Origin of the sequence: Lysobacter sp. ESA13C, assembly GCF_019970005.1 — a bacterium.
GTDB classification, from domain to species: domain Bacteria; phylum Pseudomonadota; class Gammaproteobacteria; order Xanthomonadales; family Xanthomonadaceae; genus Lysobacter; species Lysobacter antibioticus_B.
This window is the reverse complement of record NZ_JAHXYK010000016.1, coordinates 38,608-58,708: the sequence shown is the minus strand read 5'-3', so window position 1 is coordinate 58,708 and position 20,101 is coordinate 38,608. Positions and strand designations below refer to the sequence as shown.

The following is a 20,101-nucleotide window of genomic DNA, read 5'->3' as shown; positions in this document are numbered from 1 at the left end:
GGCGAGCGGCTGACGAATTCGACGACGGGCATGGCGCCTCCGGACAGGACCCGGGCCATGGTCGGACCCGCGCGCCGACGCGGCTTGCATCGCTTACGCGCTCCGGATGCGGATAACGGCACAGTCGTCGGCCGGACGGCGCTCGTTCGCTTGCGGCTCTCGGCCTGTTCGGAGGGGCCGAACGGCCGCGAAGGCTGTGCGATGGGCCTTCGTCTCCACGCCGTTACCGGCGCGATAGTGTGACCTGAGTCGCACGTCACGGCGATTGCAGGGGGCGGGGTAGGGATCGCCGCCGTTGCCTCGTCTCTATAGGCGAACGCCAGCTCATGCCCTGCGGGGTGCGAGGCCAACGGCGGCGACGCGCCATTCTTTCAAGGACGACAGACCATGACCCGCCTTCCGCCTCGCATCGCCCGTGCGCGTGCTCACGGCACGCAACCGAACGCGTCGGCTTCCGGGACGAAGCCGGCACTCGCCAAGGACGGCGAGGGCGCGTGCGCGCACCGCGCCACCACACCGCTGACTGCGGCGGTGGTCCTGGTCGCCGCACTATCGGCTTCGCCGAGCCAGGGACAAATGATCGCGGCGCCGGAAGCGCCCGCGACGCAGCGCCCGGTGCTGCTGACCGCGCCCAACGGCGTGCCCCTGGTCAACATCCAGACACCGTCGGCGGCCGGTGTGAGCCGCAACGTCTACCAGCAGTTCAATGTCGGTCCCGAAGGCGCGATCCTCAACAACAGCCGCGGCAACGTCCAGACCCAACTCGGCGGTTGGGTGCAGGGCAATCCGAATCTGGCCACCGGGCCGGCGCGGATCATCCTCAACGAGGTCAACGGCGGCGACGCCAGCCGCCTGCGCGGTTACCTCGAAGTCGGCGGCCAACGCGCCGAAGTGATCATCGCCAACCCGGCCGGCATCGCGGTCGACGGCGGCGGTTTCATCAACGCCAGCCGCGCCACCTTGACCACAGGCACGCCGCAGTTCAATTCCTTCGGCGGCCTCGACAGCTTCCTGGTTCGCGGCGGCACCATCACCATCGACGGCAAGGGCCTGGACGCCAGCAAGACCGACTACGCCGCGATCCTCGCCCGCGCGGTGCAGGCCAACGCCGGCATCTGGGCCAGCGAGCTCAAGGTCGTTACCGGCGCCAATCAGATTTCCGCCGATCACGCCCAGGTCGCCGCGGCGGGCGCCTCCGGCAGCACACCGACCTATGCCTTGGATGTGGCGGCACTCGGCGGCATGTACGCCGGCAAGATCGTCCTGGTCGGCACCGAAGCCGGCCTTGGTGTGCGCAACGCCGGCACGGTGCAGGCGGCGTCGACGTCGGCGGCGCAGCTCGCCGGCGCCGGCCAACTCGTCGTCACCAGCGCCGGGCGCCTGGAAAACATCGGAACCCTGCAGGCCACGACCGACGCGAGCCTGAGCGCATCGACGTTCGACAACAGCGGTCGCGTGTCCAGTGGCGCGAACCTCAAGATCGCCACCCAGGGCGCCCTCAACAATCGCATCGGCGAGCAAGGCGGCACGCTCGAAGGCTCGCGCCTGGAGTTGAACAGCGCGGGCGACCTCGACAACCGCGGCGGCACCTTGCGCCAGACCAGCGGCGCGGCGCTGGCCTTGAGCGCGCCGAGCCTGAGCAACCGCGGCGGCAACATCGGCCTGGAGCCGATCGCGCAAACGCCGACACCGGGCACCGGGCCGGGCAATGGCGGCACGCCACCGACCACGCCTGGTGGCGGTACACCAGGCAACGGAGGTGGCACTCCGGGCAGCGGCGAAGGCGGTGGCGTCGTGCCGCCGCCGTACCAGCCGCCGTCGCCAGGCCTGATCGCCGCGGCGGGCACGCTGCGCAACGACGGCGGGCGCATCTATGCCGGCGGCGCGATCGCGTTGCACAGCGCGGACCTGGACAACCAGGGCGGCAGCCTCAGCGTCGCCGACATGACGGTCGATCAGCCGCGTTTCGACAATCGCGGCGGCACGCTCAATATCGGCAACGTCTTCAACGCCCGGGTCGAACAGTTCGATAACAGCGGCGGCAAGCTCAACGCCGGACGCTTGAACATCAGCGCGAGCGGCGACCTGCTCAATCGCGGCGGCACGCTGACCAGCGCCAGCGACGCCCAGCTCGCGGTCGGCGGAACGCTCGACAACAGCGGCGGCACCATCGCCGCCACCGGTGTCCTGGCCGCGGCGGTGAGCGGCGCGGCGATCAACAACGCCGGCACCTTGATCGCCAATCGCGATGTCGGCCTGACCGCCGCCACGCTCGACAACGCCAAAGGCAGCATCCAGTCGGCGCAGGCCGGCGCGCGCTTGAACGTGGTCGGCGCCGTGAGCAACGCCCAGGGCCAGATCGGCGCGGCCGGCGACCTGCATCTGCAAGCCGGCAGCCTCGCCAACAGCGGCAGCCTGCGCGGCGCCAACGACGTCACGATCACGACCGGCGGCGTGTTGGGCAACGACGGCAGCATCACCGCCGGTCGCAACGCACTGATCGCCGCCGGCAGCCTGCAAGGCGGCGGCAGCGGCGTGCTCGGCGCCGGCATCCAGGCCGACGGCAAACTCGCCGGGGCGGGCCAGTTGCAGGTCACCACGAGTGGCGCCCTGGTCGCCCACGGCACCCAGCTCGCCGCCGGCAAAGTCAGCTTGCAGGGCGCGAGCGTGGATATTTCCGCGGGCCAGACCAGCGCAGCCGAGATCGCGCTGACCGCCACCCAAGGCAACGTCGACACCAGCCGCGCCACCGTGGCCACGGCCGGCCGCTTGAGCGTCGTCGCCAACACGAACGGCGCGCAGTCGCTGATCAACCAAGCCGGCAAACTCAATGCCGGCGAACTCGATATCCGCGCCGCCAACATCGCCAACACCCAGGGCGGCGAGATCGTCCAGACCGGCACCGCGGCCAGCACGCTCGCAGTCAGCGGTACGCTGAATAACGACGGCGGCCGCATCGCCAGCAACGGCCAGGACCTGGGGCTGCAGGGCGCGGCAATCAGCAACCGCGGCGGCAAGATCGAACACGCCGGCAGCGGCGCGCTGAAGATCGCCGGCGGCCGTTTCGACGGCGACAACGGCCACATCACCGGCAACGGTGGCTTGCTCGTCGAGCTGGCCGACGCCTTCAACCAGGACGGCGGCAAGACCAGCGCCAAGCAGATCGCCATCGAGGCCGGCGAGCTGAGCAATCGCGGCGGACAGATCGTCCAGACCGGCGCCTCCGACACGCGCATCGGCGTGCGCGGCGTGCTCGACAATAGCGGCGGCATCATCGCCAGCAACGGTCAGACCCGCGTCGCCGCCGGCAGCCTCAGCAACCGGGCCGGCACCCTGCGTGCAGCCGAGGGCTCGGCACTCGGCCTCAGCGTCGAGGGTCTACTCGACAACAGCCTCAAGGGCGAGATCGGCGCCGGCGGCAACGTCGACCTGCGCGCGGGGGGCTTGAACAACGACAGCGGCCGCATCACCTCGGTCGGCGACGTCGCCGTCGATACCCAGGGCGGCGCCGCGACCAACATCGGCGGCACCATCGCCGGCAACGGCAATGCCCGCATCCTTGCGGCCAGCCTCGACAACAGCGGCGGCACCGTCGCCGCGGTGCGCGGCAACCTCGACATCGCCACCGCCGGCCTGACCCGCAACGACGGCGGCAGCCTGCAGGCCGGCGCCCGCACCATGCTGGCCAACGGCGGCTTGAGCAATCGCGGCGGCAAGGTGTTCGGCGACAGCCTGTCGGTCGATACCCGCGGCCATGCCCTCGACAACAGCGGCAAGGGCGCGTTGGCGGCCACCCAAACCGTCACCCTGAAATCGGGCCTGTTGAACAACGACAGCGGCGTGATCCAGTCCGGCAAGGCGATGAGCATCGATACCGGTGGCCAGGCCTTGATCAACACCAACGCTGCCGGCGCCAGCAACGGCCAGGGCGGCATCAGCAGCGCCGATACCCTGACCCTCAACGCCGGCACGGTGAACAACAACGCCGGCTTCATCGGCGCCAAGCAGGCCTTGGTCGCCAACACCGGCGCGGTCAGCAACAGCGGCACGGTGCTGGGCGAAAGCGGCGTCAGCATCGACACCCATGGCGCGGCCTTTGACAACCGCGGCGGCCGTACCCAGGCCAAGGGCGATCTCACGATCAGCGCCGGCGCGCTCGACAACAGCGGCGCGCTGATTCGCTCGCTCGGCAAGACCACCCTAAATGCCGGCCACGTCGTCAACGCCGGCACCTCGGGCGCGAACCTGGGCATCGAGGGCGGCAGCGTTGCGATCAACACCGGCGGCCTCGACAACCGCTCCGGTGCGATCCGCGCCGATGCCAACGTCACCATCGCCAGCGGCGGCACCGTCGACAACCGCGGTGGTCTGATCTCGGCCGGCGACACCGTCGCGATCGTCGATCCCAACGCCGCCAACCCGGCGGCCAAGACGCTCGACCTGATCAACGGCAACGGCACCCTGGTCGCCGACAAGATGCTCAAGATCGACGCCGCGCGCTTCAGCGGCGACGGCCGCGCGGTGTCGGGCAAGGACCTCAGCATCGCCCTGACCCAGGACGTGGTGAACAACGGCGAGGTCGGCGCCAACGGCAACGTCAGCTACACCACGACCGGCAACTTCACCAATCACGGCAAGCTCGTTGCCGGCCAGACCCTGACCGTCGCCGGGCGCAACGTCGACAACACCGCCGGCGCCGAAATCAGCGCCGGCACCACCATCGTCCGCGCCGCCGACACGCTGACCAACCGCGGCCTCATCGACGGCCACGACACCCGTCTCGACGCCGGCACTCTCAACAATATCGGCACCGGCCGCATTTACGGCGACGTGGTCTCGATCGGCGCCGGCACCGTGAACAACGACGCCGAGAACGTCGGCGGCACGATCAAGGCCGGCACCATTGCCGCGCGCAGCCGCCTGGACATCGGCGCCGGCACCCTCAACAACCGCGAGCACGCGTTGATCTTCAGCGCCGGCGACCTGTACATCGGCGGTGCGCTCAACGGCGAGCGCGAGGCGACCGGGCAGGGCGGCACGCTCAACAACTTCAGCGCCGACATCGAGTCGCTGGGCGACCTGTCGATCGCGATGGGCCGCATCAACAACTGGGACGTGCACATCCGCAAGGGGCCGCAGGCGATGCCGCCGAAGGCTCCGACGGTATTGCTGGCGCCGATCGGCGGCAGCGGCTTCTACACCCTCGACCAAGTCATCTTCGTCATGGGCTCGCCGATCGTCTATCTGCGCAACCCCGACGGCACACCGGGCCAGTTGCTGACGGTCGAAGGCTTCGGCCTGTGGACGACCTCGTACGCGGTCACCGAAGACACCGCGACCGATGTCGACCCCTCGCGCATCGTCGCCGGCGGCGACATGGCGCTGTCCGGCGCCGTGCACAACAAGAGCAGCAAGATCATCGCCGGCGGCACCCTGACCGCGAGCGACGTGACTAATGAAGGTTTGACCGGCAACCGCCGCATCGTCAGCTCGACGATCGTCATGAACCACAAGGGCGAGATCCAGGGCAGCGTCAGCCACCCCGACATCAACGAAACCATCGACCTGGAGAAATACACCCCGCTGCAGAACGTCAACGCGGTGCAGGGTTACAACCCCGGCGCGGCCGGCACGGCCAACGTCGACGCCCACGGCGGCGGCGCGGGCGGGGTGAACGGCGGCGCCGGTCCGGGCGCGTTGGTCGAAGTGCCGGCTCAGGTCGGCGCGGTGATCCGCGCCTCGGGCGCCAGCGCCGGCACGGCCGGCGGTGCGAATGGCGCCGACGGCACCGGCAGCAACGAGACCATCCCGATGGTCGTGCGCACAAGCCTGCCCAATGCGACGGTGCCGCGCGCCAGCCTGTTCGGCCTGCGCCCGGATGCAGGCAGCCGCTATCTGATCGAGACCGACCCGCGCTTCGCCAACCACCGCCAGTGGTTGAGCAGCGACTATCTGCTGAGCCGCATGGGCTTCCAGCCCGAGCACCTGCTCAAGCGCCTCGGCGACGGCTTCTACGAGCAGAAACTGATCCGCGAGCAGGTCGCCCAGCTGACCGGTTATCGCTATCTCGACGGCTTCGGCAGCGACGAAACCCAGTACACCGCGCTGATGAACGCCGGTGCGACCTTCGCCCAGCAATACGGCCTGCGCCCGGGCGTGGCCCTGACCGCCGCGCAGATGGCCCAGCTGACCAGCGACATCGTCTGGCTGGTCGAACAGACCGTGAGCCTGCCCGATGGCGGCACCCAGCGCGTGCTGGTGCCGCAGGTGTACGTGCGCGTGCGTCCGGGCGACATCGACGGCTCCGGCGCCTTGCTCGCCGGCAACGCGGTACGCATCGGCAGCGCCGGCGACGTGGTCAACACCGGCACCATCGCCGGTCGCGCACTGGTGTCGATCACCGCCGAGAACGTCAACAACCTCGGCGGCCGCATCGCCGGCGCCAACGTGGCGATCGACGCGCGCAACGACCTCAACAATATCGGCGGCAGCATCACCGCACGCGACTCGGCGGTGCTGACTGCCGGTCGCGACATCAACATCCGCACCACCACCCAGAACTCGACCGGTCTGTTGACCGGCAGCAACATCGACCGCATCGCCGGCGTCTACGTCACCGATCCGGGCGGCGTGCTGCTGGCCTCGGCCGAGCGCGACCTCAACCTGACCGGCGCGATCCTTTCCAATGTCGGCCAGGGCAGCCGCACGCTGGCCAACGCCGGCCGCGACGTCAATCTCGGTACGGTCACGCTCTCCACCTCGGCCCATGTCAGCGGCAGCAGCGGCGACACCACCGCCAGCGGCATCGCCGCGCATAGCCGCGAAGTCGGCTCGCAGATCGTCGGCGGCGGCAGCGTCGCGATCAGCGCCGGCCACGACGTGCAGGCGCGCGCGGCCCAGGTGGCCGCCGGCGGTACCCTCGCGGTCAGCGCCGAGAACGACATCCGCATCGACGCCGGCCAGTCCGCGAGCGCGATGCTCGCGGTCAGCCATACTTCGAGCAAGAAGCTGCTCTCGCGCAGCAGCAGCGACAAGCTCGACGGCGAAAGCGAAACCCGGGTCATCGGCAGCAGCTTCAGCGGCGACAACGTGGTGATGTCGGCCGGCAACGACCTGGTCGTGCGCGGCAGCGAGGTCTCCGCCGTCAATCAGGCGGTGCTCAGCGCCGGTCGCGACGTGCGCATCGAAAGTGCGCAGGAGCATTCGCAGTCGGCGAGCTTTGCCTCCAGCAAGAGCAGCGGCTTCAAGCGCAACCTGACCGACGGTCTGACCTACAGCAAGAGCTCGCGCAGCGAGTTCGAGATCAACCGCAGCACCGAACAGGTCGGCAGCAGCGTCAACGGCGGCAACGTCAGCATCGATGCCGGCCGCGATGCCCAGATCATCGCCAGCAACGTCATCGCGGACCGCAACGTGGGCATCACCGCCGGCCGCAACATCGACATCCTGGCCGCGCAAGACACCAGCGACACGATTTCGGCCAGCGACAAGAACGACCGTACCCTCAATCTGCGCGTCGGTTACGCGCCCAAGCAGACCTTCTACAGCCGCACCCGCAAGGGCGAGGACGGCACCGGCCAATCCAGCACCGCGGTCACCAGCCTGATCAGCGCCAACAACGGCAACCTCAGCCTGTATGCCGGCGCCGATCCCAAGTACGCGGGCACCGGGCAAGGCAACGTCACCACCGAAGGCGCCAACCTGCTGGCCAAGAACCGGGTCGGCATTTCCGGCAACGCGGTCAACCTGATGGCCGCGACTTCGACCGAGGCCAGCAAGAAGCACAAGGAGAGCAGCGGCCATACCATCGGCGCCGAACTCACCGGTTATGCCGGCAGCGCCATCACCAGCCTGTACAAGCGGGTCGAATCGGCGCGCACCACCAGCGACGATCGCCTGCGCGGCGCCTTGGTGCTGAAATCCGGCTACGACGCCTACAAGCTGGTGAGCAGCGACAAGATCGCCAACGGCGTCAACAGCTTCGGCCAGGCGCAAGACCCGACCAAGGTCGCCTCCGCGGTCGCCGCCGGCAGCAGCGAGGCGGCCCTGGCCAATAATCCGTCCGGCGCGGCGTTCGGCATCGCGGTCAGCGAAAGCCGCACGCGCGAGCGTTCCGACACGGTCAAGGTCAGCACCAGTCAGCGCGGAACCAACATCCAGGCCGGCAGCATCGACATCACCGCCCGCGAGTCCGACATCAATGTCGAAGGCGGCAAGCTGCAGGCACGCGACATCGTCCTGGACGCCAAGCGCGACATCAACCTGTACGCCGCGCGCAACACCGCCGCGACCCTCGGCACGAGTTCGGGCAGCAACCTCGGCGGCGGCGTGACGTTCGGCTTCGGCTCGCAGAACGGCTTCAGCATCCAGGTCGAGGCCGGCAACAAGTCGGGACGCCAGACCGGCTTCGAGGTCAGCCACGACAACACCCTCGTCACCGCCACCGACTCGCTCAAGGTAAAGAGCGGCCGCGACACCAACCTGCGCGGCGCGCAGCTGGCCGGCGACAGCGTCGAGATGAACGTCGGGCGGAATCTCAACATCGAGTCGCTGCAGGACGTCACCAGCTACGTCAGCCGCGAAAGCAGCAGCGGCTTCAGCCTCAGCCTGTGCATCCCGCCGATCTGCTACGGCGAATACGTCTCGGGCTCGGTCAACACCTCCAGCCAGCGCGTCAATCATCTCTACCAGAGCGCCACGGGGCAAAGCGGCATCAGCGCCGGCAGCGGCGGCTACGACATCGTCGTGCGCGGCAACACCGACCTCAAGGGCGGCGCCATCACCAGCACCGCGGCGCCGGACAAGAACAGCCTGACCACCGCCAGCCTGACCAGCAGCGACCTGGTCAACCAGCAGAAGACCAATTCGTCGAGTTCGAGCCTGAATATGAGTTTCAGCTCGGGGGCGAATGCGTATTCGCAGGGCACCAGCCTGGCGGGCAATGCGATATCGAGCGCGACCAGTACGGCGTTGGCGAATCTCACCGGCGGCGCCGGATTGCCCGCGAAAAACGACGAGAGCAGCCATACGCTCAGCGTCATCAGCCCGGGCAACATCAGGATCACCGGCACCGGCAACGCCGAGATCGACGACAAGAGCCGCGAGAACGTCGCCACCCTGACCGTGCGCGACCCTGAAACCGCGAACGGCGCGCTCGTCAATACCCTGACCCTGCAACAGGCCGAGGAGATTCCGAAGCGCCAGCAAGAAGCGAAAGAGCGCCAGCGCGCGCTCGACATCGTCGGCGGCGTGGTCAACAGCGTCATCGGCGACGTCAGCGAAAAACTCAACAAGCAGGCGCAGGAAGACGAAAGAAAGCGCGCCGAAGCGGCCGGCGAGTCGCCCAGGCCGGTCACCGCCTGGCAGGACGGCTCGATCGAGAAGACCCTGCTGCACGGATTGGCCGGCGCGATCCAGGCCAAGATCGGCGACGGCAGTGCGCTGCTCGGACTCGCCGTCGGCACGATCAACGAGCAGTTGACGCCGATGATCGGCGAGTACCTGAAGAGTCAGGGCCTGGACCCCAAGAGCGACGCCTACAAGGCCCTGGTGAAGGCAGGTTCGACGCTGTTGGGCGCCGCAGTCGGCGCTGCCTTGGGCGATGCGGGCCTGGGTGCGGATTTGGCCAATACCGCCACCTCCAACAACTACCTCAAGCACATGGAGGTCGTGCAGAAGAACAAAGAAATCGTTGCTTGCCGAGGCTTTGGGCCCTGCATCGAGGCGCGCGAGGCGTATTGGAACGAGGTCAGCATCGAACGCAACCGCCAGATCGACATGAGCTGCACGATGCAGGCACCGGAACAGTGCCGGGCGAACCTCGACGACATGCGCGAGGACCTCCTGGAGCTGAAGCAATACGCCAGCGGCAAGGGCATCAATCCCTATACCTCGGAAGAATGGACCAACCTGAGTCAGGTCGCGGCCCTGTACCAGGCCAACCTGGAACGGCTCGCGGCGATCGGCGCCAACGAACTCGGCTCGACCTACGCCACACCGGCCACGCTATACGCGAACGGTTACCTGACCAAGGACGAAGCCGACGCCTTGGCCTTGTTGCGGCGCGGGACCTTCGTCAGTGCGCTCGGAACCATGCTGTCCAACGTCTCGCCCGGGAAGAGCAACAGGCAGGTCACCGACGAGGTGGGGGCCGGCAAGTCCACGACCATCCGGATCGGGGACAAGGATGTCGACATCATCGAACGCAACGGCACGGTGAGCCGGTACAACCCGGCGACCGATCGCTACGAGCCGATCGGGGCCGGCGCGGAAGTGCCGAGCCTGCCGTCGCAGAATCCGCCGTTGCCGGGAGCGCCGCCGATCGGACTGCCTGCACCGGCCGGCTACGTGATCATGCCGATGAAGGATTCCAGCGGCACCTCGATCCCGGTGGTGATAGCGAGCGATAAATTCGCCTGGGGGCCGACCGACCCCAAGAATCTCATCGGTTCGCAGAACGTCGATCATGAGCGCGCCGCGGAGCGCTTCATCCGCTCGACCGTGGACGTCGTGAGCATGGTCGATGCGAGACGAGGCAACAACAACGGCTTCGATCCGTCCTACATCAAGAGAGATGCTAACGGGAACTACCAACTGGTCATCGTCGAAGACAAATCGGGGTCGATGCCCAAGATCACCGCGTTCGGCGAAGGCAAGAACGGCGAGGCTCAATTCATCAAGAACCTGGCGTCCATGCGCGATACGATCCTCAACGACCCGACGATTCCCAATCTGGCCAAAATATCGGCGTTGGATCAGATCGACAGGAGGACCTTCCTGGTCCAGCTCTTCGTCGGACCGAGCTCCAACCCTTCGCTCGCCCAACTCGACAACATACGCCAGCTCACCAACAACCAATTCTCCCTGACGAACATCACGGTATTGCCCCGCGTGAGAGAGCCGATCAAACGATGAATGCGGTATCCACCCAGCAGGCATGGCGCGAGTTCGTGGCCGCTAATCTCGGGCCGGAGGGCTATCCGGGCACGGTCGAGCGTATCGACGGGGAAGGGCTGTTCCGATTCTGGTCTCGGATGGACGTGCCCGTCAGCTCGCACTATCTCGACTGCGCCGTGGAACTGCTCTGCGGCGCTCCGGACGAAAGCGACCTGGCGGCGAAATTCCTGGGCTATGTACGCGCTCAGATCGAGCGCGCCGAAGCCGAGCCAGAGCGATGGCAGCGCGGGGGGGCAGGAGGATGGGGAACCTCGACGCTGAAAGCTGCGCGGTGGTACGACTTCGTGAGGGTCGAGCTGTATAGCCGGTCGCTGCTCGGCGAAGCGTTCGCGGTGGAGCCGCTCCATTTCGATGCGCTGCAAGGAAGCGCCGCAGAGTATGCGCTGTTGCCCGATCGGGATTGGCAGGATGGCTACCAGGCGAGATTCATAGAATGCGCGGTCGTCGCGCTGGCTTGGGGACGCCCGGACCTGGCTCATTCGATCCTCCAGGTCCGGCGCCCGTTCTCGTACACCGCGCGTTATCACGCTTGGGCCCGGGGTCTGGCCGATGCGCTTCTGGCGGTTCCGGCGGGGCAAAGCGTCGCTTCCGACTCGACGCTTTGGCTGCAGTTCCATTCGCTGTTCGACGAGGCGCGACACCCCACTTCGTTGCTCAGGACCGGAGCGGCTTCGCACGAGGCTGCGCAACGCGGAGACGCCATCGTTTCGTCGAGTTGGTCTTTACTGCGCCTGGCGCTGGCGACGATCAAGCAACGCTATTTGCTCGATAGACCTGTCGATCCCGGCATGAAAGCGTTGATCGGATTGATCAGCGAGTAGACCGGTTTCAACCCGGCTGAGTTCGCGGGCTTTCGCCGGCACCGATTGCGGCTTGCTTGAACATGGACGATTTCCCAGAGGAAGCGCTTTGAACAATCCCTGTCGCAAGGCGATGCGAGTCACCACCCGCGCGACGATGATCGCCTGCGCGGTCGCCGCACCAGCGATCTGCGCCGCCCAGGTCGCCACCACGCCGCAACCGATCATCGAGCAGCAACGCCAGCAGGAGCGCGAGCGGGCGTTGCGCGAGCAGAACGAACGCAGCATCGACGAGCGCCTGCCGACCGCGTTGGCGGCGCCGACCCAGCGCATTCCCGCATCCGAGTCGCCGTGTTTCCGCATCGACCGTGTCTTGCTGGTCGGCGATCGCGCCGAGTCCTTCCAATGGGCGCTCGATCATCTCGATGGCCCCGACGGCGACGATCCGGCGCTCGGCCGGTGCCTGGGCACCGACGGCGTCAACGTGGTCATGGAACGCGTCCAGGCCGCGGTGATCGCCAAGGGCTGGGTGACCACGCGGGTACTCGCCGCGCCGCAAGACCTGTCGAAGGGCACGCTGAGCTTGACCCTGTTGCCCGGGCGCATCGCCGCGATCCGGCTCGGCGCCGATTCGGCGTCGCCGCTGCTCGGCAGTTCGGCGCTGTTGCTCAGCGCGATTCCGGCCCGCGTCGGCGACCTGCTGAACCTGCGCGACATCGAACAAGGCCTGGAGAACCTCAAGCGCGCGCCCACCGCCGACGCCGACATCAAGATCGAGCCGTCCAGCGCCAAGGACGCCAGGCCCGGCGACAGCGATCTGGTGGTCAAGTACGTGCAGCCGCGCCACTGGCGGGTGAACCTGAACCTCGACGACAGCGGCACCGATTCGACCGGCCGCAACCAGGGCGGCGCGACCTTGTCGCTGGATAATCCGTTCGGCCTCAACGACCTGTTCTACGTCAGCGCCAACCACGGCGTGGCCAGCCCGCTGTTCCACGGCGCCGCCAAGGGCAACGAAAGCCAGACTGCGCATTACTCCTTGCCGTACGGCTATTGGGCGCTGGCCCTGACCGCATCGCAGAGCGAGTATCACCAGCGCGTCGCCGGCCTCAACCAGACCTATGTCTATTCGGGCGAGAGCGGCAACGGCGAGGTCAAGCTGTCGCGCCTGCTGTACCGCGACCAACATCGCAAGACTGCGATGGCGCTCAAGGCCTTCCGTCGATCCTCGCGCAACTTCGTCGACGACACCGAGATCGAAGTGCAGCACCGCGTGGTCGGCGGATGGGAGCTGAGCCTCAACCACAAGGAGTTCGTCGGCAGCGCGACCCTCGAAGCCACGCTCGCCCACAAGCGCGGCACCGGCGCCTTCGGTTCCATCGTCTCTCCCGAAGAGAGCTTCGGCGAAGGCACTTCGCGGATGAAGCTGTATACCGCCGAAGTCAGCCTCACCGCGCCGTTCAAGCTCAAGCTCGCCGGTGGCGAGCGCCGGCTGCGCTATGTCGGCCTGCTGCGGGCGCAATGGAACCGCACGCCCTTGACCCCGCAGGACCGCTTCGCGATCGGCGGCCGCTATTCGGTGCGCGGCTTCGACGGCGAAACCAGCCTGGTCAGCGACCGCGGCTGGCTGATCCGCAACGACCTCGGCTGGGTCCCTGGCCAGAGCGGCACCGAGCTCTATGTCGGCATCGATTACGGCCGCGTCGGCGGCCGCTCGGTCGCCGAGCTGATCGGCCGCGACCTCGCCGGCGGCGTGGTCGGCGCACGCGGCGGCTGGAAGCGCTTGAGTTACGACCTGTTCGCCGGCGCGCCGATCTCCAAACCGCGCGGCTATCCGACCGCCGACATCAGCTTCGGCTTCAATCTCAGCGCGAGCTTCTAGCGCACGGGCGGGTCAGGGCGCAGGCTTGCGGTAGACCACGATGATGGTCAGGTCTTCATCGCCGAGTTGGCGCAGGCCGTGGCGACTGCCGTTGCGGGTGAGGACCGCGTCGCCCGGACCGACCTGGCGACGGCGGCCATCGAGCATCAGTTCGCCGCGCCCGGACAGGACGTAATAGATCTCGTCTTTGTCGTTCGTGTGCTCACCGATGCTCGCGCCCGGATGCAGGCTGCGCTGACGGAACACGATGTCGAAGCCTTCGGCCTGGGCGAAGAACGGATAGGCCGTGGTGCGGCCTTCGCCTTCGTGCGGGCCCGGCTGCGCTTGCGCGATGTCGCGAGCCTGCTCGACATACGAACCCGAGCGCGGCTTCGATGCCGGGGCCGCGGCATGAGCCGGCGCGATCGCCGTCGCGGCGAAGACGAAGGCCGATGCAACGGCCGAGCATCGGCGAATCGATGGCAGGATCATGGTGGATCTCCGCGGATAACGGCGCTCAGCGCGCCAGCCAACCTCCGTCGACGGGCAGCACCGCACCGTTGACGTAGTCCGAGGCACGACTTGCCAGGAATACCGCCGCGCCGCCGATGTCCGCCGGTTGCCCCCAGCGTCCGGCCGGAATCCGCGCCAGGATGTCGCGGTTGCGCGCCTCGTCGGAGCGCAGTTGCGCGGTGTTGTCGGTGGTCATGTAGCCGGGCGCGATCGCGTTGACGTTGAGCCCCTTGCCGGCCCACTCGTTGGCGAGCAGGCGGGTGATGCCGGCCAGGCCGGACTTGCTGGCGGTGTAGGAGGGCACGCGGATGCCGCCCTGGAACGACAGCATCGAGGCGACGTTGATGATCTTGCCGCGTCCGCGGGCCACCATGCCGCGCCCCACTGCCTGGGCCAGAAAGAACGCGCTCTTGAGATTGACGTTCATGACCGCGTCCCAGTCGGCCTCGCTGAAATCCAGCGCGTCGGCGCGTCGGATCAGGCCGGCGTTGTTGACCAGGATATCGACCGACCCCAGGGTTTCGACCGTCTCGGCGACGATACGGTCGATCGGTTCCAGACTGGACAGATCGGCTTGCAAGGGCAGTAGCCGGCGGCCGAGGCCGCGCACCAGTTCGGCGGTCTCGTCCATCGTGCCGCTGGCCACCGCGGCGATGTCGGCGCCGGCCTGGGCCAGCGCCAGAGCGATGGCCTGGCCGAGTCCGCGATTGGCGCCGGTCACCAGGGCGACCGAGCCCTCGAGGCCGAACGGGTTGCGCGGATGCGGATCGGTATTCATGCGCGTGCCCTCACTTGAGTTGGCAGATGTCGAGCTGGTGCATGTCGGTGTAGTCGAGGTTCTCGCCGCCCATCGCCCAGATGAAGCAATAGTTCTGCGTGCCCGAGCCCATGTGGATCGACCACGGCGGCGACACGACGGCCTCGTCGTTGCGGATCACGATATGGCGCATCTCGGCCGGCTCGCCCATGAAGTGCATGACCCGCTGGTCGCCCAGTTCGAAGTAGAAATAGACCTCCGAGCGGCGGTCGTGCAGATGCGGCGGCATGGTGTTCCAGACGCTGCCCGGCTTGAGCACGGTCAGGCCCAGCAGCAACTGGCAGGAGCGGCAGGTGGCCGGCACGATGTACTGATAGATCACCCGCTCGTTCGAGGTCTCCAACGCGCCGCGTTGCAGCGGCACGGCCTGGTCGATCGAGATGTGCACGGTCTCGTGGCGCGCATGCGCGGGTGTCGAGGCCAGATAGAACTTGGCCGGCTCGGCCGCATCGTCGGAAGCGAACACGACGTTCTGCGTGCCCATCGGCACGTAAAGGCCGTCCTTCGGCTTGAGCGCATAGGTCTGGCCGTCGACGCGCACGCTGCCCGCACCCTGGCCGACGTTGACGATGCCGAGTTCCCTGCGTTCCAGGAACGACTTGCCCGCCGCCGAGGCCGGCTCGCTGTGCGGCGGCAGCGCGATCGGCTCGTGGGTCGGTGCGGCGCCGCCGATGACGAAGCGTTCGTTGTGCGAGTAGTTGAGACGAACCTCGCCGTCGGCGAACAGATCGCCGATGAGGTAGCGATCGCGTAGTTGCTCGTTGCTGGCGCCGGCCATCATGTCGGGATGGGTGGCGTGGTAGGTCTTTTGGAACATCGAAAGCTCCGTCGGGTCGGGGCCCCGGGCAGGCGACAGGGCCGGGGTAGAGACGATTCTAGACCGGAAGGTTAACCGGTGTCATTCGTTTGCGACGGCGATAGGTTTGAGGTTGCTGTTGGCACTTTCGGATGGGCAGTCAGGCATGGCGGCTGCCGTGAATATCTTTTTAAATCAGCCTATTACCGCCATTATCTGATGTCCCGAATCAGCTGGGTAAGCCACGCCGCGAGTGCGAAACCGGGCAGTCGCGATGTACCTGCTCCTGTAGGAGCGGCGTAAGCCGCGACCAAGGGACGCGCAGAATCCGCAACGCCTTTGTCATCGATAGAAGGAGTGGATCGTCGCGAGGGCAGGAGTGGCGTTCTACTGGATTTCCTTTGGTCACAAGCCGCGACCGCGCTGTTTTGATCTTGCGGCGTTTCGCTCAAGCAAGATCAGGATCAATATCAAGATCAAACGCTAAAAGCTTCCGCCACTAAAGCGGCGGGTTACTTTCTTTTGTCATAAGCAACAAAAGAAAGCTAACCAAAGAAAAATGCTTTTCTTTGAGTCAAGAGCCCGCACGAGCGGTGCCTCCGCAGGGCTTTTTCATACGGGACATCCCTGTCCCGATGAAAAACGGCCTGCATCCATGCAGGCCGCCCTCCGGGTCTTCGATTGCCTTCGCGAGTGCGCGGCGGCGCACAACAGAACAGAAAACCCTTGCGGAAGCGGCAAATTTTCCATTGCTGTTGCTGGTGCCGCGAAAGCTTAGCGTAGTTCCGAACTCGCGATGCAACTGTAGACCCGGAGGGCGGCGCACAGAACGTGCGCCGTTTTTCGATAGGACAAGGATGTCCTATCGAAAAATCCCGGCGCTAGCTGCGAACTCGTGGCCTGTGCCCTTGCAAGGAGAGCCCTTTTCTTTGGTTACTTTTCTTTTCGGCCAGCAAAAGAAAGTAACCCGGCCGCGTAGCGGACGGAAGCTCTGCACTTGCTTATGGCTTCTTCAAAAACAAGATCAGGATCAAACGCCTAAAGCTTCCGCCACTAAAGCGGCGGGTAACTTTCTTTTGTCTAAAGCAACAAAAGTCCCTCTGGATTCCCTTCGGTCAAAAGTCACCAAAGAAGTTGCTTTTGCTTTGAATCACAGGCCCGCACGAGCGGTGTATCCGCGGGGATTTTTCATGCGGGACATCCCTGTCCCGATGAAAAACGGCGCGCATCCTTGCGCGCCGCCCTCCGGGTCTTCGATTGCCTTCGCGAGTGCGCGGCGACGCACAACAACCGCAAAATCTTTACGGCAACGGCAACGGCAACGGCACGCTCGGCAACTGCCGGCCGGAAACCATTCATGCACTACAAAGAAATCAACGAGCTCGAACTGCTCGGCGGATCAATGCGCCGGCGGTTGGCAGGAGTCGCGGACGATCAGGTGGGGGCGGACGCTGGCCGCCGCCAGGGCCGAAGCGGCGGCCGGCTCGGCCAGCAGCATCGAGGCGGCGATACGGCCCATGTCGCGGATCGGCAGGCGTACCGAGCTCAGCGCAGGCCACAGGCGCGAGGCCAGGGGGCTGTCGTCGAAACCGATCACCGACAGCTCTTGCGGAATGCTGATGCCGGCGCGTAAGGCCACTTTGTAGACGCCCGCGGCCATCTCGTCGTTGCCGGCGAAGATCGCGGTCGGCCGCCGATTGCCGGCCAACAGGCGCTCGGCCGAGGCGACGCCGGACTCGAAGGTGTAACCGGCTTCGACGACGCGCTCGCGCGGCAACTCGATGCCGCGCTTGGCCAGCGCCTCGACGAAGCCGGCGGTGCGCTCGTGCGCCGAGCGATAACTGCTCGGGCCGGTAATCAGGGCGATGTCGCGGTGGCCGAGCGATTGCAGGTAGTCGGCGGCCTCGGCGGCACCGTCGCGGTCGTGGGTGATGACCATGCGCGAGGCCTGGTCCAGCGAGACCGAGGCGATGCGCGAATAACGGCAGTCGATCTCTGCCAGCATGTCGGCCAGGGCCTGGTCTTCGGATACGCGCGGCACCAGCATCACCCCGTGCAGCTTCTGCTGTTGCACGAAGCGGCGCACGCCGTCGATGTAGCCCGGACTACGGCTGTCGCAAGGGTGGACCACCAGCTCGAAGCCCGAATCGCGGATCGCATCGAGCGCGCCGTATTGCATGTTGACGATGTATTGCGCGGTCGGGTTGTCGTAGACCATGCCGATCAGGAACGAACGGCGGAAGGCCAGGCCGCGGGCGAACGGATCCGGGGTGTAGTTGAACTCCCGCATCACCGCTTCGACCCGGTCGCGGGTTTCCTTGTGCACCAGCGGCGATTGGTTGATCACCCGCGAGACGGTCTTCTTCGACACTTCGGCCAGGCGCGCGATGTCGTTGATCGTCTGCGCCTTGCCGGGCACCGCGCTCGCGCTCTTGGCCGGCGGTGCGATGCGTTCAGTTTTCTTGCGCGGCGGCATGGACAAGGCGGGGGGCACCGAAGGGATAGGGGGATTCTAGCCCGCATCGCAGGCCGAGCGCGCCCGCGCCCGCCTGCGGCGGCGATCCGCGCTCCGTGCTCAATGCTTCAGCAAGGCCGGCAGCCATAGCGACAGTTCCGGCACGAAGGTCACCACCAGCAAGACGCCGAGCGCGGACAGCCAGAACGGCCAGATCGTGCGCAAGGTCTCGCCGATGCTGATCTGGCCGATGGCGGTGCCGACGAACAGCACCGAACCCAACGGCGGCGAAATCAGGCTGATGCCGCCCTTGAGGACCAGGATGATGCCGAAGTGCACCGGGTCGACGCCGATGGCCTTGGCCAGGGGCAGGAAGATCGGCGTGCAGATGATGATCATCGGCGCCAGGTCCATGAAGGTACCGAGCACCAACAGAATCAGGATCATCAGCAACAGCAGCAGGTTCTTGTCGGTGGTCAGCCCGGTCAAGGCCTCGACCGCGGCGCTGGGCACCTGCAGATAGGCCAGCAGCCAGCCGAACGATGCCGCCGAGGCGATCACGAACAGGATCATGCCGGTGGTACGGGCGGCGCCGGCGACCGTCTCCAGGAAATCCTTCCAGCGCAGCTTGCGGTACACCAGGGTGGTGACCAGCAAGGCATAAACCACCGCGATGGCCGCGCTTTCCACCGCGGTGAAGATGCCCGCGCGGATGCCGACGAAGATCAAGGCCACCAGCAGCAGCCCCGGCAAGGCCGAGACGAAACGCCGCAGCACGATGCCGAAGCCCGGAAACGGCTCGATGGCGTAGCCGCGCCGGCGCGCGATGATCCAGCAGGTCACCATCAGGGTCACGGTCATCAGCAGCGCCGGCACGATGCCGGCGGCGAACAGGTCGGCGATCGAGATGCTGCCGCCGGCCGAGGCCGAGTACAGGATCAGGTTGTGCGAGGGCGGCACCAGCAGGGCCACCATCGCCGCGGTCATGGTGACGTTGACGGCGAAATCGCGGTCGAAGCCGCGCTTGACCATCTGCGGGATCATCGCCCCGCCGATCGCCGAGACGTCGGCGATGGCCGAGCCCGAAACGCCGCCGAAGAACAGCGACGACAGCACGCTGACCTGGCCCAGGCCGCCGCGCAGATGCCCGACCAGGGCCGAGGCCAGGCCGATCAGGCGTTCGGAGATGCCGCCGCGCAGCATGATCTCGCCGGCGAAGATGAAGAGCGGGATCGCGATCAGCGAGGCGGATCCGGCCCCCGCGGCGGTCTGCTGGACCACCACGATCGGCGGCAGGCCGATGTACATCAGCGTCGCCAGCGCCGCCGACGACAACGAATAGGCGACCGGCACGCCGATCAGCAACAGCACGGCGAACACGCCGAACAGGATCGTGACTTCCATCAGGGGCTCCCTTCGATACGGGGCGACGGCGCATACACCTGCACGATGCGTTGCAGCGCGAACACGGTCATCAATGCGCCGCCGATCGCCATCGGCGCGAACGCGGCGCTTTGCGGCAAGGGGGCGCCGGCCATCGGTATGTCCAGCCCGTCGAGCAGCAGTTCGCCGCCCCAGAACGCCAATGCGGCGCCGATGATCGCGATCACCGTTTGCGACAGGGCGGTCAGGAACCGCCGCAGCGGTGGCGGCACGACATGCAGCAGGATGAAGAAGCCGAAGTGCGAGCCGCGATGCACGCCGGCCGCGGCGCCGAAACTCATCGCCGTGTTGAGCAGGATCAGTGCGACCGGCTCGGTCCAGCCGGGCGAATCGTTGAGGACGTAACGGGCGAACACCTGTATCGCCTGCACCGCCACCATGCCGACCAGGGCGGCGCCGGCGACGGCCACGGCAAGCGCGGCGATACGGTCCAGCATGCCGCTGGACGTGGAGGGCAGGA

9 protein-coding genes are annotated in these 20,101 nt (G+C 66.8%); 3 read left to right on the top strand and 6 right to left on the bottom strand.

All coding sequences use genetic code 11. The features are described 5' to 3' along the window. The first annotated feature begins 387 nt into the window (after window positions 1–387). The 3 genes from LC490_RS23530 to LC490_RS23520 all read left to right on the top strand — a co-directional run bounded on the left by LC490_RS23530 (window position 388) and on the right by LC490_RS23520 (window position 13,638). Complete coding sequence (locus LC490_RS23530; RefSeq protein ID WP_223621815.1) at window positions 388–10,914, top strand: hemagglutinin repeat-containing protein; 10,527 nt, start codon at window positions 388–390, stop codon at window positions 10,912–10,914. Further along, window positions 10,911–11,777, top strand: coding sequence for a hypothetical protein (locus LC490_RS23525; protein WP_031370141.1), 867 nt, complete (start codon window positions 10,911–10,913; stop codon window positions 11,775–11,777). Before LC490_RS23530 ends, LC490_RS23525 begins: the two co-directional genes overlap by 4 nt. Window positions 11,778–11,865: 88 nt before the next feature. After that, window positions 11,866–13,638 (top strand): ShlB/FhaC/HecB family hemolysin secretion/activation protein, encoded by a 1,773-nt coding sequence (locus tag LC490_RS23520; RefSeq protein WP_223621814.1) that lies wholly within the window; start codon window positions 11,866–11,868, stop codon window positions 13,636–13,638. A gap of 12 nt (window positions 13,639–13,650) precedes the next feature. Here the strand turns inward: LC490_RS23520 and LC490_RS23515 are convergent, their stop codons facing one another. The 6 genes from LC490_RS23515 to LC490_RS23490 all read right to left on the bottom strand — a co-directional run bounded on the left by LC490_RS23515 (window position 13,651) and on the right by LC490_RS23490 (window position 20,078). Then, window positions 13,651–14,109, bottom strand: a complete 459-nt coding sequence (locus tag LC490_RS23515) for a cupin domain-containing protein (RefSeq protein WP_223621813.1) — start codon at window positions 14,107–14,109, stop codon at window positions 13,651–13,653. Between the two features lie 25 nt (window positions 14,110–14,134). Next, window positions 14,135–14,908, bottom strand: coding sequence for a 2-dehydro-3-deoxy-D-gluconate 5-dehydrogenase KduD (gene kduD / locus LC490_RS23510; RefSeq protein WP_223621812.1), 774 nt, complete (start codon window positions 14,906–14,908; stop codon window positions 14,135–14,137). A 10-nt stretch (window positions 14,909–14,918) separates the two neighbouring features. Next, complete coding sequence (gene kduI, locus LC490_RS23505; RefSeq protein WP_223621811.1) at window positions 14,919–15,764, bottom strand: 5-dehydro-4-deoxy-D-glucuronate isomerase; 846 nt, start codon at window positions 15,762–15,764, stop codon at window positions 14,919–14,921. Between the two features lie 1,378 nt (window positions 15,765–17,142). Continuing rightward, window positions 17,143–18,219, bottom strand: coding sequence for a LacI family DNA-binding transcriptional regulator (locus LC490_RS23500; RefSeq protein ID WP_223621839.1), 1,077 nt, complete (start codon window positions 18,217–18,219; stop codon window positions 17,143–17,145). 99 nt (window positions 18,220–18,318) lie between these two features. Next, a complete protein-coding gene (locus LC490_RS23495; protein ID WP_223621810.1) occupies window positions 18,319–19,602 on the bottom strand; it encodes a TRAP transporter large permease in 1,284 nt (427 codons plus the stop codon). Beyond that, a complete protein-coding gene (locus tag LC490_RS23490; RefSeq protein ID WP_223621838.1) occupies window positions 19,602–20,078 on the bottom strand; it encodes a TRAP transporter small permease in 477 nt (158 codons plus the stop codon). Before LC490_RS23490 ends, LC490_RS23495 begins: the two co-directional genes overlap by 1 nt. Between the last annotated feature and the right edge of the window lie 23 nt (window positions 20,079–20,101).